General features: G+C 46.1%; 13 protein-coding genes. 6 read left to right on the top strand and 7 right to left on the bottom strand.

Annotated features, from left to right (window positions below; all coding sequences use genetic code 11):
* Nucleotides 1–157: 157 nt before the first annotated feature.
* From eboC to KOE27_RS16790, 6 genes are all read right to left on the bottom strand, one after another.
* Nucleotides 158–1,027: a UbiA-like protein EboC gene (gene eboC / locus KOE27_RS16815; protein ID WP_215240003.1), complete on the bottom strand. Its 870-nt coding sequence runs from the start codon at nt 1,025–1,027 to the stop codon at nt 158–160.
* Between the two features lies 1 nt (nt 1,028).
* On the bottom strand, nt 1,029–2,063 hold the full coding sequence (locus KOE27_RS16810; RefSeq protein WP_215240002.1) for a TatD family hydrolase: 1,035 nt from the start codon (nt 2,061–2,063) through the stop codon (nt 1,029–1,031).
* Nucleotides 2,047–2,913, bottom strand: coding sequence for an EboA domain-containing protein (locus KOE27_RS16805; RefSeq protein ID WP_215240001.1), 867 nt, complete (start codon nt 2,911–2,913; stop codon nt 2,047–2,049). The genes KOE27_RS16810 and KOE27_RS16805 overlap by 17 nt, the downstream gene beginning before the upstream one ends.
* Nucleotides 2,914–3,096: 183 nt before the next feature.
* A complete protein-coding gene (locus tag KOE27_RS16800; RefSeq protein ID WP_215240000.1) occupies nt 3,097–3,726 on the bottom strand; it encodes an MgtC/SapB family protein in 630 nt (209 codons plus the stop codon).
* A 13-nt stretch (nt 3,727–3,739) separates the two neighbouring features.
* A complete protein-coding gene (locus KOE27_RS16795) occupies nt 3,740–4,126 on the bottom strand; it encodes a DUF5618 family protein (protein WP_215239999.1) in 387 nt (128 codons plus the stop codon).
* Nucleotides 4,127–4,197: 71 nt separating this feature from the next.
* The gene (locus KOE27_RS16790) at nt 4,198–5,487 is read right to left on the bottom strand and encodes an aminopeptidase P family protein (protein WP_215239998.1); all 1,290 of its coding nucleotides are present in this window, start codon (nt 5,485–5,487) and stop codon (nt 4,198–4,200) included.
* 167 nt (nt 5,488–5,654) lie between these two features.
* Here KOE27_RS16790 and KOE27_RS16785 point away from each other — a divergent pair, with 167 nt between their 5' ends.
* The 3 genes from KOE27_RS16785 to KOE27_RS16775 all read left to right on the top strand — a co-directional run bounded on the left by KOE27_RS16785 (nt 5,655) and on the right by KOE27_RS16775 (nt 9,635).
* Nucleotides 5,655–7,181: a S8 family serine peptidase gene (locus tag KOE27_RS16785; RefSeq protein ID WP_215239997.1), complete on the top strand. Its 1,527-nt coding sequence runs from the start codon at nt 5,655–5,657 to the stop codon at nt 7,179–7,181.
* A 249-nt stretch (nt 7,182–7,430) separates the two neighbouring features.
* Nucleotides 7,431–8,690, top strand: a complete 1,260-nt coding sequence (locus KOE27_RS16780) for a Gfo/Idh/MocA family protein (RefSeq protein WP_215241647.1) — start codon at nt 7,431–7,433, stop codon at nt 8,688–8,690.
* Nucleotides 8,691–8,696: 6 nt separating this feature from the next.
* Complete coding sequence (locus KOE27_RS16775) at nt 8,697–9,635, top strand: sugar phosphate isomerase/epimerase family protein (protein WP_215239996.1); 939 nt, start codon at nt 8,697–8,699, stop codon at nt 9,633–9,635.
* 98 nt (nt 9,636–9,733) lie between these two features.
* Here the strand turns inward: KOE27_RS16775 and KOE27_RS16770 are convergent, their stop codons facing one another.
* Entirely contained in the window at nt 9,734–10,210 is a 477-nt protein-coding gene (locus KOE27_RS16770) for a hypothetical protein (RefSeq protein ID WP_215239995.1), read from the bottom strand.
* Nucleotides 10,211–10,379: 169 nt separating this feature from the next.
* Between KOE27_RS16770 and KOE27_RS16765 the strand changes: the two genes are divergently transcribed.
* From KOE27_RS16765 to KOE27_RS16755, 3 genes are all read left to right on the top strand, one after another.
* A complete protein-coding gene (locus tag KOE27_RS16765) occupies nt 10,380–11,615 on the top strand; it encodes a nucleoside recognition domain-containing protein (protein WP_215239994.1) in 1,236 nt (411 codons plus the stop codon).
* Nucleotides 11,616–11,728: 113 nt separating this feature from the next.
* Nucleotides 11,729–13,222, top strand: a complete 1,494-nt coding sequence (locus KOE27_RS16760) for a TolC family protein (RefSeq protein ID WP_229252803.1) — start codon at nt 11,729–11,731, stop codon at nt 13,220–13,222.
* 90 nt (nt 13,223–13,312) lie between these two features.
* The gene (locus KOE27_RS16755; RefSeq protein WP_215239993.1) at nt 13,313–14,701 is read left to right on the top strand and encodes an efflux RND transporter periplasmic adaptor subunit; all 1,389 of its coding nucleotides are present in this window, start codon (nt 13,313–13,315) and stop codon (nt 14,699–14,701) included.
* Nucleotides 14,702–14,982 lie beyond the last annotated feature (281 nt).

Genomic DNA, 14,982 nt, shown 5'->3' with positions numbered 1-14,982 from the left:
AAAAAAAGCAATTACAATGTATTATCTGTTTTAGAAACGAATTTATAGGACAAACTTACGTCAGCTTAGCCTGATTATCTCTATTTCTAATTCAATTTTAATACTGACTTCCAATTAGAGAAAAACCATTAGTTGGTGTTGTAACTTTATTTTTGTTCTAAGTTACGGCAAATACTTTGGCCAGAAGTATTGACAGCGGCAGTAATGCCAGTACAGCCAGGGCAACCGGCCACAGCCCAAATGCCATGCACCAGGAGGCGTTCATGACGATAAGCGATATCACTCCGGCCTTTACCGCTTTCCCAATCAAAGGGCCAACAGGGTTCTGAATGGCATTCCACAGTGGCCGGCCAATCAGCCAGGTATGCAGGAGTATAAAAGGCAGAGCGGGAACCAGATTCCCTTTGTCCGACGCCACGGTAATCTGTACCGAAAGCACGGCGAAGTACAAAAGCGCGGCAATGTAAAGCGTACGTTTTTTCCCTCCATGTACCTCATCCTGGCTGATAAGTGTGATGGCACCGATGTAGGCAATCGGTACGAGGGCAATCCAGCCATATTGCTGAACGGATTCGGGGAAAACGCTCATTCCCAGTATCAGGTTTCCGCCCCGGCACATGCCCATGACCAACGGACCGAAAAATACATGATGCTTGGCAAAACGGTTGTATACAACGGTAAGCACGGCGATGATCATGGCAATGACGCCGCTTTCAAAACTAAAAAGTGCGGCAAACAATACTCCTGCAAACAAAAGGGTAATACCCAGGAACGTGGCAGCTTGCAAGGATACCTTTCCCGAGGGAATGGCACGTTCGGGCCGCTCTATTGCATCCAGTTTGGCATCGAAAACATCGTTCATGACCACGCCTCCTCCATATAAACCGAGGGTAGCGAGTACCAGGCAGGCAGGAGAGAAGTCGGAAAATGTAAACTGTGCTATAGCCAGACCCGCCAGGATATCTGCCACAGCAGTGACGAGATTGGCCGGGCGGGTCAGCTGTAAATAGGGTTTGATACTGCTCACGTTATTGAATGACGAGGGAATCTTTGGCGGGATTCAGTTGCTGTCCGCCACGTAAAATGGAATTTCCATGAAATTTGTCGGCGGGGTCACTTGCCACACCCGATTCAAAATCCGTTACATCTATCTGTCCGCTTTTTCCGAAAGCATCAATTGCATTCTGAAAAGTTACCATTTTAATGGCCTCCTCCGGGATACCTCTCATTTTCATTAACGCAGCCGTTTTAGGGATCGCCAGGGGATCGGAAATGCCCCAGTCTGCCGCGGAGTTAACCATAATCCTTTCCGGGCCATAGGCTTCAACCACTTTTACCATTCTTTCATTCCCCATTTTGGTAAATGGATAAATTGTAAAAGCAGCCCAAAAGCCTTTGTCAAGCACGCTTTTGACCGTTTCTTCATTATTGTGGTCCACAATCACCCAGGAAGGGTCAATGCCGTGTTCCAGCGCTATGGCCATGCTCCGTTCAGTCCCTTTCTTTTTGTCGCGGTGAGGTGTATGGATCTGCACCGGAAGATTGGCTTTTTTTGCGAGTTCCAGCTGAAGGCGATAGTATTTTTCTTCGGCAGCGGTCTGGTCGTCGAAGCCAATTTCACCTACGCCTACCACACCTTCTTTATAAATGTACAGCGGCAAAATTTCCATTACCTGCTCTGCCAGCGGCTCATTGTTTGCTTCACGGGAATTTAAACCCATGGTGCAATAATGTTTGATACCGAATTGTGAAGAACGGAACCTTTCCCAGCCCACAAGGCTACTGTAATAGTCCTTGAAACTGGACAGGCCTGTCCGGGGTTGTCCAACCCAGAAAGCAGGTTCTATCAGTGCTACTATACCTGCCTGGTGCATTGCCTGATAATCGTCGGTTGTGCGGGAAACCATGTGAATATGCGGATCAAAAAAACGCATTCCTTTGATCAGATCGCGGTAATCATTCCAGGCGATGTCGCGGTGATCAGGGTTTTCTACAGTTGCAATTTCTTCACTTTCCTCAAAATGCGATGGGTTTGGGGAGTTTTCGTTATGGTTGAGGCACATAGGTATTCAGGTCAGTGATTTCTAGATTGGCCCAGGTTAATTCTCCGGACGCTATTAATTGTTCAAATTCGGGGTATTCTGCCAGCAGATGCAAAGCAGAAACATATCCGGATTCATGGCATGCCAGTGCAGCGGCTTTCTGATTGGACGGTTGATCCGACTGAAACAGTCGGCGCATATCGGATACCAGGTCTTCGTTCATATAGCTGCTTACCAACCTCCATACTTCTGGTGCAACGGATCGTCCCGCTGCCCAGCGTTCATGAGCAAAGTCCGACAGCGTATAGGCCAGCGCAGGATTTTCCCTGTTTTTTAATCCAACGATGTAGTGGATAGGCTTGTCATTGAAGATCGTTTTGAGTACCAGCTGGTTCCATGCAAGTTCAGTAAAGTACTTCTCGGGGTAGGGGTTATGAAGCGCAATAGCATCGAAAACCAGTCCCATATTGGAGCGTACGGCATCTGTTGCTCTGAAAAGCCATTTTTCTGGAAAAGATAGTACCGGCAGCGCTGAATACAAGGCCACCAGTTCATTCATTTCAGCGGTATCAAAGAGCGTTTCTATGTTGTGGATATATGCGTTCTGATCCGAGTCATCCAGTTGGGTCAGCAGCCACACACGTGCAAGTCGCACCAGCGTCCAGCAGTGCACGCTGAATCCGGGTATTTCCGAGTGGTCGGATAGGTCCGTATAAATTGATTTTTTGGCTAGAAACCGTGGTGCGGCAACAAAGGCGGTCATTAGTTCCATGGCTCCGGCGGACCCCTTTTCTTTCAGCCAGTCCGCTTCCTGCGGTGTTGTATTTTTTTCAATAAGCTCCCATAGCAGCTTCGGAATAGTACTAGACATAGTGGGTTTTACTTTTAATTTACAAAAGTGATATTTCCCTTTTGTAAATAAACTTGTAATGGGTTATACAAAATACTGATTCTGCGCATTGTTTATTTCAAAAGCATTTTGCAACAAATTTATAACGCATTACAGGCAAATGAAGTTGCCGTTCGGACAGTTTTCATTGAATTGATTCAAAGGTTAAAAATCAAATTCCAGAATCTCTGAATCGTTAAGTAACCGTTTGGTTAACTCCTCGTGTGCTTTTTCGGTTCCCTGCAGGATCCAGGTCCCGGTTATATGGCTTCCCGACCGGTTTTGTTCGGCTCTCAGGATTTTAAGGTCATATTCTCTGAACTGTTCTTCATATTTTTTTAACGTCTTTTTCTCATAAATGCACATCAGTCGGTAATTTCTGATCTGACTTTGTTTTCGTACCCAGTTTTGTACCGGAGACAGGATCACCAGAGACATACCTGATATCACAAAACAGGCAATGGAAAGTACATAAAATCCAGCCCCTATTCCCATACCCAGTGCTGCGGTTACCCACACAATGGCAGCAGTCGTGATGCCAACGACCCGGCTATTTTCTCTGAAAATAATTCCTGCACCTATGAACCCGATACCTGTTACGATGTTGGCCGCTATCCGTCCCGCGTCAGAACTTATCTTGATGGAGATAATGGTAAAAAGTGTTGATCCTACGGCAATGAGGATCATGGTTCTCAGCCCCGCCGACTTGCTGCGGTATTCCCTTTCCAAGCCGATGATCATGCCCAGGAAAAAGGACAGTAGCAATTTATAGACGTCGTCAGGTAAAAAATTCATGTAATCAATAGGTTTATGATCCCGCTGTTACTACGCTTCGCTTTTGGAGCCAGTCGATGATCTTTTCCGCTTCCTCTAATCCTGTTGCAGCGAGTTTCGCGCTTTTTGCTCCGTCGTAGGCCATGTCGAGATGGAGTACCTGATAGGCGGTCAGGAAGGCGTTAAGGATTTTCTTATCTGTTTTGGCAAGATGCTGTATGTACCAGTCCACATCTTTACGTCCTTTACTCTTTTTGCCTAGAAAAGCATCCAGTGCAAGCAGAACTCCGGCGTACGCAGTATGGCCAGCCATCTTTACATATTTGGAGTCCTGGTAGTATCCATCCTCTTTTAATGCTTTTTCCGTAAGGATTTCTTTTGCTTTATCAAGATACCGTTTTGCTTCTGTTATACTTTTCATTTTATACAAGTGTGTTATTGGGTCCTAAAATAATCGTTAACCGAATTAGCTAAAAATCCGAAGAATGCATATTAACTGTTCATGATTTCCTCAATTTCCTCCGCTTCAATGGGGATGTGCCCCATCAGGTCAATATTGCCTTCCTGCGTGATCAGAATATTATTTTCCAGTCTTATTCCCAGTCCTTCCTCCCGGATATAAATTCCCGGTTCACAGGTAAATACCATTCCTGGCTCAAAACGCCTGTACTTATTGCCCACATCGTGGACGTCCAATCCTAAAAAATGAGAGGTACCGTGAGGAAAATACTTGCGATAAGCGGGCCATTCCGGATCCTGCTTTTCAATGTCCGTTTTGCTGATGAGGCCCAGGCCAAGCAACTCACTTTCCATTATTTTCCCAACTTCCCTGTGGTATTCGTCCCACAGATTGCCGGTTACCAGCATTCCTTTCGCCGCTTTGAAAACATTCAGGACAGCATCGTAAACATCGCGCTGCCTTTTTGTGAAACGGCCGTTTACCGGTATACTACGGGTAAGGTCCGAATTGTAATTGGCATATTCTGCTGCTACGTCCAGCAAAAGGATATCGCCATCCCGACAGGGCTTGTCATTCTGAATGTAATGAAGTACGCAGGCATTCGCACCCGAAGCGATGATTGGCTGATAGGCAAAGCCTTTTGACCGGTTCCGGATAAATTCGTGCAGCAGCTCTGCCTCAATCTCATATTCCTGCACTCCCGGTTTTACAAATTTCAGCAGTCTGTCGAAGCCTAGTTTAGTAATATCACAGGCTTTCTGCATAAGTATTACTTCCAAAGGCTGCTTAATGGCCCGCAGGGAATGCATGAGCGGAGCGAGCCGGTCCAGCCGATGCAGCGGATATTTTTCTTTGAAATCTCTGACAAACCGTGCCTCCCTGGTTTGGGTGAGTGAGTCGTTACGGGTATGTTCGTTGGTGTTGAGATATACTGTTTCAGCTTCAAAAACGATATTCCTGAAAACATTTTCGAATTGATGTGTCCAGAAAACCGTCTCAATTCCGGTTACTTCCCGGGCCTGTTTCTTACTGAGTTTTTCTCCCTCCCAAATGGCGATGGTTTCATTGGTTTCCCGCACAAAAAGTACCTCGCGCAGTTTTTCGTCGGGATGTTGCGGCGAAAGCACCAGTATGGTTTCTTCCTGGTCAACCCCTGTAAGATAGAACAGATCGGTATTTTGTTTGAAAGCCAGCGTGCCGTCTGCATTGGTGGGCAGTATATCATTGGCATTCAGTACCACCATGGATTTCGGCTTGAGAAGTTCGGCAAGGCGCCGGCGGTTTCCAATGAAAAGCGATGGGTCAATAGGGGAATAACGCATAACCGGAAAATTTTGTAACTGTAATTTAATCTGCAAAATTACGTTTATCTTGCATAATTGATGATGAATGTAACAAAAGAATAGTGTACTGCCCGGCGGGCACTGTCATTTAGAGTGAATCCATCAGCAAGCTATCTATACCATAATCCCTAACTGACCGGTTATTCATGAAAAGACTATTTCTGCTGCTATTCTTTTTTATTCCGCTGTTTTTATCAGCACATCCCAAATACTGGATTTATCTGAAAAACAAGGATTTGAAATCGGCGCCCGCAGTATCTTCTTTGACCTTGGAAAATCGTCAGAAGCTGGGACTTCTTCCTTACGACGATACGGACCTGCCGGTGAGCGCTGCATACGAAGCAGTACTGAAACAAAATCATGTCAATATCATCAATCGTTCCAAATGGCTGAATGCTGTTTCGGCAAACCTGAGCGGAGAGCAGGCGGAGCGTCTGCAGCAGCTTGATTTTGTGAGCCATATCGTTCCCATTGATCCGGGTTTTTACATTGCACAAACGCGTCCGGTTGAAAAAGCACAGATGGCCCCGGTAATGTCGCAGGTGCAGGCCGAAGCTTTCCTGAAAAATGATATCACAGCCAAGGGCGTGACCATTGGAGTAATTGACGCAGGCTTTTACGGTGCTGATTCGTCTTTTTCTCTTCATCATATTTTTAGTAATAACAGGATACTCGGGATCAGAGACTATGTGAAAAGAGGTCGCCCTGGGGATTTGCTTTTCAGTACTGCTGAATCGTTTTCCGACATGCACGGGACGGAGGTACTGGCCGCTATTTCGGGGATAGATTACAAAGACCAAATGCAGTATGGCGTTGCTACAAACGCTAAATTTTATCTGGCCCGTACGGATTATTCCATGCGGGAATATCGCGGAGAAGAAGATAACTGGATCGCAGCAATGGAGTGGATGGATAGTCTTGGCGTCCGTTTGATCAATACTTCGCTGGGTTATGCCAAGGGCTTTTCCGACCCGAGTGAAAATTATGTGCCTTCCCAGATGGATGGAAAAACGAGCGCAATTTCAAAGGCTGCACAGATCGCTTCAGACAGAAAAGGTATCACACTTATTGTCTCGGCAGGTAATGAAGGCGACGATAAAAGCTGGGGTATTGTATCTGCTCCGGCTGACGCCAAAGGTGTACTTTCTATTGGTGCAACCAATGGAAAATTATGGAACAGGATAGGATACAGCAGCATCGGGCCGGAGTTCCTGCCTTATGTAAAGCCCAATGTCTCCTGTTTTTCTTTGTACGGTACTTCCTTGTCGGCCCCTGTTATTACGGGGTTTGCCGCCTGTCTGTTACAGGTTAACCCCAAACTGACGAATAAAGAGCTGATAGGACTTATAGAAAAGTCGGCACACCTGTATCCTTACGGGAATAACTTCGTGGGCTATGGCGTACCGCTGGCTTCCCGGGCCCTTGCTCTCGCACGGGCTCCCTATCTGCCGAGTAATTCGAAACTGGTAACAGCCAAAGGCCGGAATTTTGATGTGGACGTTACCAGTGAAGAGCAACTGGTTGCCATTTACCGTAAGAAGAGTTCCAAGGATGTTATTTCTCAGCAGGTTGCCAAAGTGCAGAACGGGAAGGTGTCACTGAAACGTCAGAACGGAGAAAAATTCACGACGATAGATCTCAGGGAATACGTGATAGAAGTAGAATGGGACTGATTTGCAACAGATACTGGAAGTATAAAAAAGGGATAAAACCCACTTTCACTTGCAAAAATGCATGCGGTAACGAGCACACCACATGTATTTTTTGTTATTTCTGAAAAAACATCCAATATATTTTTTTATCTTTATTGCTTCGTAATATCGCTTCGGGCATTACTGGCTGAAGCGATATACATGTTTTGTAATCCAATTCCACCTAATCCTTAGTTTCAAATGAATACTTCTCGCAGAGATGTTTTAAAGATGGCGGGTATGGCAGTGGCAAGTAGTGCGCTTCCAACAATAGCCATTCTTAATCCAAACCGTGCGTTTGCCGGTGTTAACAGCGACACATTAAAAATTGGTTTGATCGGTTGCGGCGGTCGTGGTTCGGGAGCTGCCAATCAGGCACTCAAGGCAGATCCTAACGTGGTACTCCATGCGATGGGAGATATCTTCAAGGATAAAATGGACTCATCTCTGGAAAACCTTACAAAAGTTCACGGAGCGAAGGTGCAGGTTGATGAAGGACATAAGTTTATAGGTTTCGACGCTTTCAAAAAAGTTATTGACTCGGGTGTAGATGTTGTGCTTTTGGCCACGCCTCCTCATTTCCGTCCAGAACACCTTACGGCCGCGATCAATGCAGGAAAACACGTGTTTTGTGAAAAACCGGTTGCGGTGGATGCGCCCGGTGTCCGCAAAGTACTGGATGCAGCCAAGCTGGCCAAGCAAAAAAATGTATCGTTGATGTCGGGCTTCTGCTGGAGGTATCATGAGCCAAAGCGTGCAAGTTTTTCAAGAATACTGGATGGCGCTGTAGGTGATATCTCAGCCATTTACAATACTTATGACACCGGAACGCTGTGGTCGTTCCCAAGGCAGCCAGGTTGGACAGATGCCGAATATGTTTTACGCAACTGGACCTACTATACCTGGCTTGCAGGAGATCATATTGTTGAACAGGCTGTTCACAGTATCGACATGATGTCGTGGGCCATGGGAGGTAAGCTTCCTTTGTCAGCAGTAGGAACAGGTGGCCGTCAGGTTCGTACAGATTCACTGTTCGGGAATATCTTCGACCACTTTGCAGTAACTTATGAATACGAAAACGGCGTGAAAGGTTTCCACCATTCCCGCCAGCAGGCTAACTGTGAAAACAGCTATCTTGTAGAGACCATCGGTACCAAAGGGCGTGCTATGGTAAACTGCGCACGGAATGTGCATGAGATATATGGACAGAATCCATGGAAATACGAAGGTGCTCAAAATGATATGTACCAGACGGAACATAACGAACTTTTTGCCTCCATCCGTAGCGGTAAGCTGATCAACGATGGAGAGTTTATGGCTCAAAGCACATTGCTGGCCATCATGGGAAGAATGGCGGCCTATACCGGAAAGAGAATTACCTGGGAACAAGCACTTAACTCAACGGAAAAACTGGGGCCTGATACATACAGCTTCCAGATGGTACCACCGGTGGTTGAAGTAGCGAAGCCTGGTATCACTGCATTCTCCTGATCAGGTATGCAAAGAAGAGATTTTCTTATCAAAGGAGCGTTGGCGGCAACCGGAACGGCTGCGCTGACGTCTTCTGTCGCATCTGCTGCGCCTGCTGTTTCGGTTGTTAATTCTTCGGTAACAGAGGGAATAACGGCAGCCCAGCCGATGATCCGCAAAAGCCTTAAATGGGGAATGGTGAAAGAGAACCTGTCTGTAATGGACAAGTTCAAGCTACTCAAGGATTTGGGATATGACGGCGTGGAGCTGGATTCTCCCAATGACCTGGATATGAAAGAAGTTCTGGCGGCAAGGGACAAAACAGGTTTACTTATCCCGGGCACGGTCAATTCGTACCACTGGAAACTGCCTTTGTCTGATCCTGATCCTGCGAAAAGAGCGGAATGCACCAAGTCTATTGAAAAGGCGCTGCGAGATACAAAAAAATATGGCGGAACAACGGTTCTGGTGGTTCCCGGTGTGGTTAACGCAAATGTTACCTATGAGGAAGCGTATGAACGTTCGCAGGCTGAAATCCGTAAAGTACTACCCGTAGCGGAGGAAACCGGTGTAAAAATTGCTTTCGAGAACGTTTGGAACCAGTTTCTGCTTAGCCCGATAGAAGCGGCCCGTTATGTGGACGAGTTTAAGCACCCGATGGTGGGCTGGTACTTTGACGTGGGCAACGTCCTTCGTTACAGCTGGCCGGTTTCGTGGATCGAAGCGTTAGACAAACGTATTCTTAAGCTTGATCTGAAAGAGTTCAGTTTTAAGAAACAAAATGAACTGGGCCTTTGGAAAGGTTTTGATGTCGAGTTCTTTGACGGAGACTGCAACTGGCCGGAAGTAAATAAAGCGCTTAAAAAAGTAGGATATTCGGGTTGGGCATCAGCGGAGGTATCCGGTGGGGACCGAACCAGGTTACTCACCATCCGTGAAAAAATGGATGCTATTTTTAAAGCATAGACAGGAAATTACCGGAGGTAGCTTCAGATACTATTTTACGGGTTTACGGGAAAAGCCAGGATTCGTTCCTGGCTTTTCCCGTAAAATGAAAATCAGGACTATTGCTTTTTCCTGTACAAAGCCCGTCTGTAGCTTTTCAGGGACCTGATTTTGAGTTGGCCATCCACCACTTCCACCATTTTGAAATCTTTAAATTCTTTCTTTTTATCCTGAAAACCAACGATACAGGATAAGTCGTCCCGGCCCTTTTTTAATTCAACAACCGGATAGATCCCGAAATTGGGAATCGTGAGGGTATCAGTTACGTCGAGTTCTTTGTATCTGATTTTTAACAGGTAACGAAACGTTTCGGGAGTTTCGTAGGCATCCACCGAAAATTTCCAGTTGTTCAGTTTATCCTTGTCAACAACCTTTTCGCTATAACTGGCAACGGCCTCCTTTTTGATATGCGTCCTGATTTCGGGTATGGTATCATTTGCAATTTCTGGTGATGCGGCATCTTTTCCTGAGGTATCCTTTTGTTGATTGCAGGCAAAAATCAATAAGCAAAGAATGGCCGGAGCATAGCGTTTCATAGATTTTGTTGATTTTATTAACATTGGTTACAACTGCAATATAGGTTTAGTTTTTTCCTCATTCTTTATCTCTGCAAGAAGAAATCACTGGTTTTATTGAATCTGCGTTTCTACCTTTAAACAACTCTTTCAAAATGCCGGATTTTTACCCTAAACCCTACTTTTTCGAATGGCATTAAATTATATTTTCGTTGCTTTTTTTGTAATTGCCTTTCTTGTTGCCACCCTCAAATTTGTCCTTACCGGAGATGTTACCACGTTTAAAGCCATTGTGGAAGGTATGCTGGATATGTCTGAAACTGCGGTGATGGACATTGCCCTGCCGCTTACCGGTGTAATGACATTTTTTTTGGGGATACTCAATATCGGAGAAAAAGCAGGGTTTATTAATGTACTGGCACGGTTGATCGGACCATTTTTTAACAAGTTATTTCCGGAAGTCCCGAAGGATCACCCGGCCAACGGACAGATGATCATGAACTTTTCTGCCAACATGCTGGGGCTGGATAACGCAGCCACACCTTTTGGGCTGAAAGCTATGCAAAGTTTGCAGGATCTCAATCCCAGCAAAGATACTGCGTCCAATGCACAGATCATGTTTTTGGTATTGCATACTTCCGGCCTTCAGATCATCCCGCTGACGATTATAGCGCAACGGGCCATCCTGGGAGCGACCAGCCCGTCTGATGTTTTCATACCCTGTGTTGTAGGAACGTATATCACCACAGTTGTAGCGTTGATCATCACCGCTTTCTGGCAGCGTATCAATCTTTGGAACCGGACGGTTCTGGTCGGACTGGGTTCGGTAACCGGTCTGATGGCCCTGGCATTGTGGTACCTGGCCGGTCTGCCCAAAGAGCAGATCGAAACGATATCGATCCTGACAGGAAACTCGATCTTACTTTTGGTCGTATCCGGATTTTTGCTCGGTGGTTTGTATAAAAAGGTAAATGTTTTTGAGGCTTTTATTGAAGGTGCCAAAGGTGGATTTGCCACCACGGTTACCGTGATCCCTTATCTGGTGGGTTTATTGGTGGCGATCAGCGCTTTTCGTAATTGTGGTGCGATGGATTACCTGATAGACGGGTTGAAATTCCTTTTCTCATTCACAGGCCTCAATACTGACTTCACCGATGCCTTACCGGTGGCACTGATGAAGCCCCTCAGCGGTAGCGGTGCACGCGCCCTGATGATTGACGCAATGAAGGAATTCGGGCCCGATTCCTTTGTAGGTCGGCTGGTTTGTATTTTCCAGGGATCGGCAGATACGACGTTATACATTGTTGCACTGTACTTTGGCTCCGTCGGAATTAAAAATACGAGATATGCCATCGTTGCCGGGCTCATTGCAGACATGGTAGGCGTTATAGCGGGTATCTGGCTCGGTTATTTATTCTTTCATTGAAAGGGCCACTTTCCAAATCACCCTTTTAACCTGCTCATGCAACCGTCCGTCCAAAATGGATGGTTGTTTTTTATTACATCAGTTAATATTGGTCATCTAACTTATACATGACTATGTTTAATTGGTTACCCAAATCCTTGTTTTTTGCATTGATCCTGACGGGGGTTGTCTCGGTTGAAATGGCGTACGGGCAAAATGACGTGCAGCAACCGGCAAATACCTATTCACTGGAAGATTGTATCCGCCTGGCCCTTGAAACAAACCCTCAGGTGAAGATTTCTGAGCTGCAGGTAAAAACCAATGATAACTTTTACCGGCAATCGCGCTGGCAGCGCTGGCCAAGCCTGGGTTTCAGTGCCGGGCAGGGATTCAGTTCAGGGCGTAATATTGACCCCTATACCAACAACTACGTACAGCAGAGCGTCAATTCGAACAACTTTCAGTTAAGCTCGTCAGTAGTACTGTTCAACGGGTTTCAGCTTCAGAACGCTGTCCGCCGGAATGACGTGAACCTGAAAGCTAGCCAGAAAGATCTTGAAGCCGCCCGGAATGACCTGATGCTCAATGTGGCGCTGGCCTATCTGCAGGTAATTTCCAATGAGGAACTCATTGAAGTGGCACGCCTTCAGGTAAACGCTTCGCAGCTTCAGGTAGAGCGAACCGCCAAGCTGGTGGCAGCGGGTACGTTGGCAGAAAGTAATTTGCTGGACCTTCGGGCGCAGCTTGCCAATGACGAGCTTACGCTGGTCAATGCGCAGAATAATCTGGAAACTGCCAAGCTAAGTCTGAAACAATTCATGAACATGCCCGGCAGCGAGCCGGTGAATGTGGTTAAAATCCCGGTAAAAGATCCTTCACTTCAGGCGTATGATGCCACCATACAGGAGGTTTTTGATACGGCTCTGGGGAACCTGCCCCAAATGAAAGCGGCAAATTTGAGAATAGAGTCGGCCAGGAGGTCTGTGGAAATTGCAAGGGGAGCGGGCATGCCTTCACTTGTACTGAACGGAGGATTTGGGACTGCGTATTCAAGTGTGGCACCCAGGCAGCGTTTTATCTCTGACGGAACCGGCAGTACCGTTAGGGAGGTGGAGTCTACAACAAGTTTTATCCGGTATAATGACCAGATGTTGCCCGTCATAGACCGGGTAACGATACCCAATGGTTCCATTCAAAGTTTTGGTTACCTGAACCAGCTGGACGGGAACCGGAGCGCGTCTCTGAATCTGAGCCTCAGAATACCGATTTTCTCTCAGTTTCAGGTAAAATACAATGTGGCCAATGCAAAAATTCAGCAAAAAACGGCAGAATTCCAGTCTCAGCAGGTACAGCTCACCATCCGACAGAATGTTGAACAGGCCTACATTAATATGAATAACGCCGCAAAGAAATACAGCGCCACAGCCAACCAGGTGCGTGCCTTGCAGGAGACTTTCCGTGTATCGCAGGTGAGGTTTGATGTGGGTGCCATCAACTCGGTCGAATATAATATTGCCAAAGCAAATCTGGACAGAGCGAATGCCAACCTGATTCAGACGAAATACGACTATGTGTTTCGTACCAAAATCCTCGATTTTTACATGAACAGGCCACTGTCGGATTTCTAGGATTTAGAGTATTTGTTTGACATGCAGGTGCAGATCCAAAAAGTAACAGAAAATATTTACCCAAATACAATAGAAATCAATACAAATTATATGGCCCGGAAATCTTCAAAACGAATATGGTGGATAGCAGGAGGCGCGGTTATTTTGCTTACCGCTGGTCTGTTTGGTGCCAAACAGGCAGGCCTGATCGGAAAGCCGAAAACAACTGAGGTAGAATATACTACAGTAAAAAGAGCAGATATTATCGAGCGGGTAAGTGCTTCTGGTAAAGTCCAGCCGGAAGTGGAAGTGAAACTGAGCCCTGATGTTTCGGGGGAGATCATCAGCCTGAATGTTGCCGAGGGGGATTCGGTAGTCAAAGGGCAGTTACTGCTGAGGATAAGGCCCGATAACTATGAATCACTCATGGCGCGAGCTCAGGCAACGGTCAACTCTAGCAAGGCTAATTACGAGCAGACCAAAGCCATGGTGGCCCAGGCGGAAGCGCGTTTGATACAGGCAAAAGCCAATTTCGAAAGAAACCGGAAATTGTATCAGGACAAGGTGATTTCGGCGGCGGATTTTGAACAGTTTGAATCAACCTACGGAGTGGCGCAGCAGGATCTGGCCTCCACCAAAGCGAATGTTTCGGCTGCTTTGTTCAATATTAAAAGTGCGGAGGCAGGCTTAAAGGACGCAGCAGAGAATCTTCGGAAGACCAACATTTTTGCTCCTGTCAGCGGTATCATTTCATTACTGAATGTGGAGGCAGGTGAGCGGGTAGTGGGTACCTCTCAAATGGCAGGAACTGAAATGATGCGTATTGCCAACCTCGCCAATATGGAAGTGCGGGTGAATGTAAACGAGAATGATATCGTGAGGGTATCGTTGGGAGATACAGCCGAAATTGACGTGGATGCATACAGTGCATCGGGTAGGAAATTCAAAGGGATTGTGAAGGAAATTGCCAATACGGCGGCGGGACTTGCCTCAACCACCACGGCCAGTAGTGCAACAGCAGACGCGGTAACGGAATTTGAGGTAAAAGTGAAGATACTGAACGAGTCGTTCAGTGATCTGATGCTGAACCGGTCTAAAAAATCGTATCCTTTCAAACCGGGAATGACCGCTTCCGTGGATATTATTACCGAAAGGAAAAATCAGGTTTTATCTGTCCCGATTGCTTCCGTAACAACACGTAATAACAAGCCGGAAGTACCTAAGGATGGAGAAAATCAGAATGCGCAGGGTCCAGAGAAACCTAAAAAAGAAGAGGTGATCAAGGAAGTAGTATTTGTGGATGTGAAAGGCAAAGCAGAGATGAAAGAGGTGAAAACCGGGATCAGTGATTTCGAGAATATTCAGATACTCTCCGGTCTTAAAGAAGGAGAGACCATTATTGCAGGTCCCTATATTGCTGTATCTAAAAACCTGAACAACGGTGACTTAGTGGAGAGAAAGAAGGATGAGGTGAAAAAAGATCAGAAAAAATCAAATTAAATTAAAGATTACTGCGTTGTTCTAGCGTAATAAGTTCGATTTAGTTTAGGTTAAAAGAGAAATCCTTGCGGCTTTGCTGCAAGGATTTTTTATGTCGTATGGTCAAAATAGTTTGGTTTTTGTATTTGATCCAGGCGGTGGCAGAGACGCTGCTGATCGGACTTTGCTGCATTATTTTTCAAATCCGCGTCACTTTGGCCGCCTGTTTCCCCGGTTAATTTTATCTGTTTTTGCTAAAATTAGAATATTTTGGTATAATTCAAATTATTTTCTGCATTTTA

It is taken from the genome of Dyadobacter sp. CECT 9275 (assembly GCF_907164905.1).
GTDB classification, from domain to species: domain Bacteria; phylum Bacteroidota; class Bacteroidia; order Cytophagales; family Spirosomataceae; genus Dyadobacter; species Dyadobacter helix.
The sequence above is the reverse complement of the archived record's forward strand: the minus strand, read 5'-3'. Positions and strand labels throughout refer to the sequence as shown.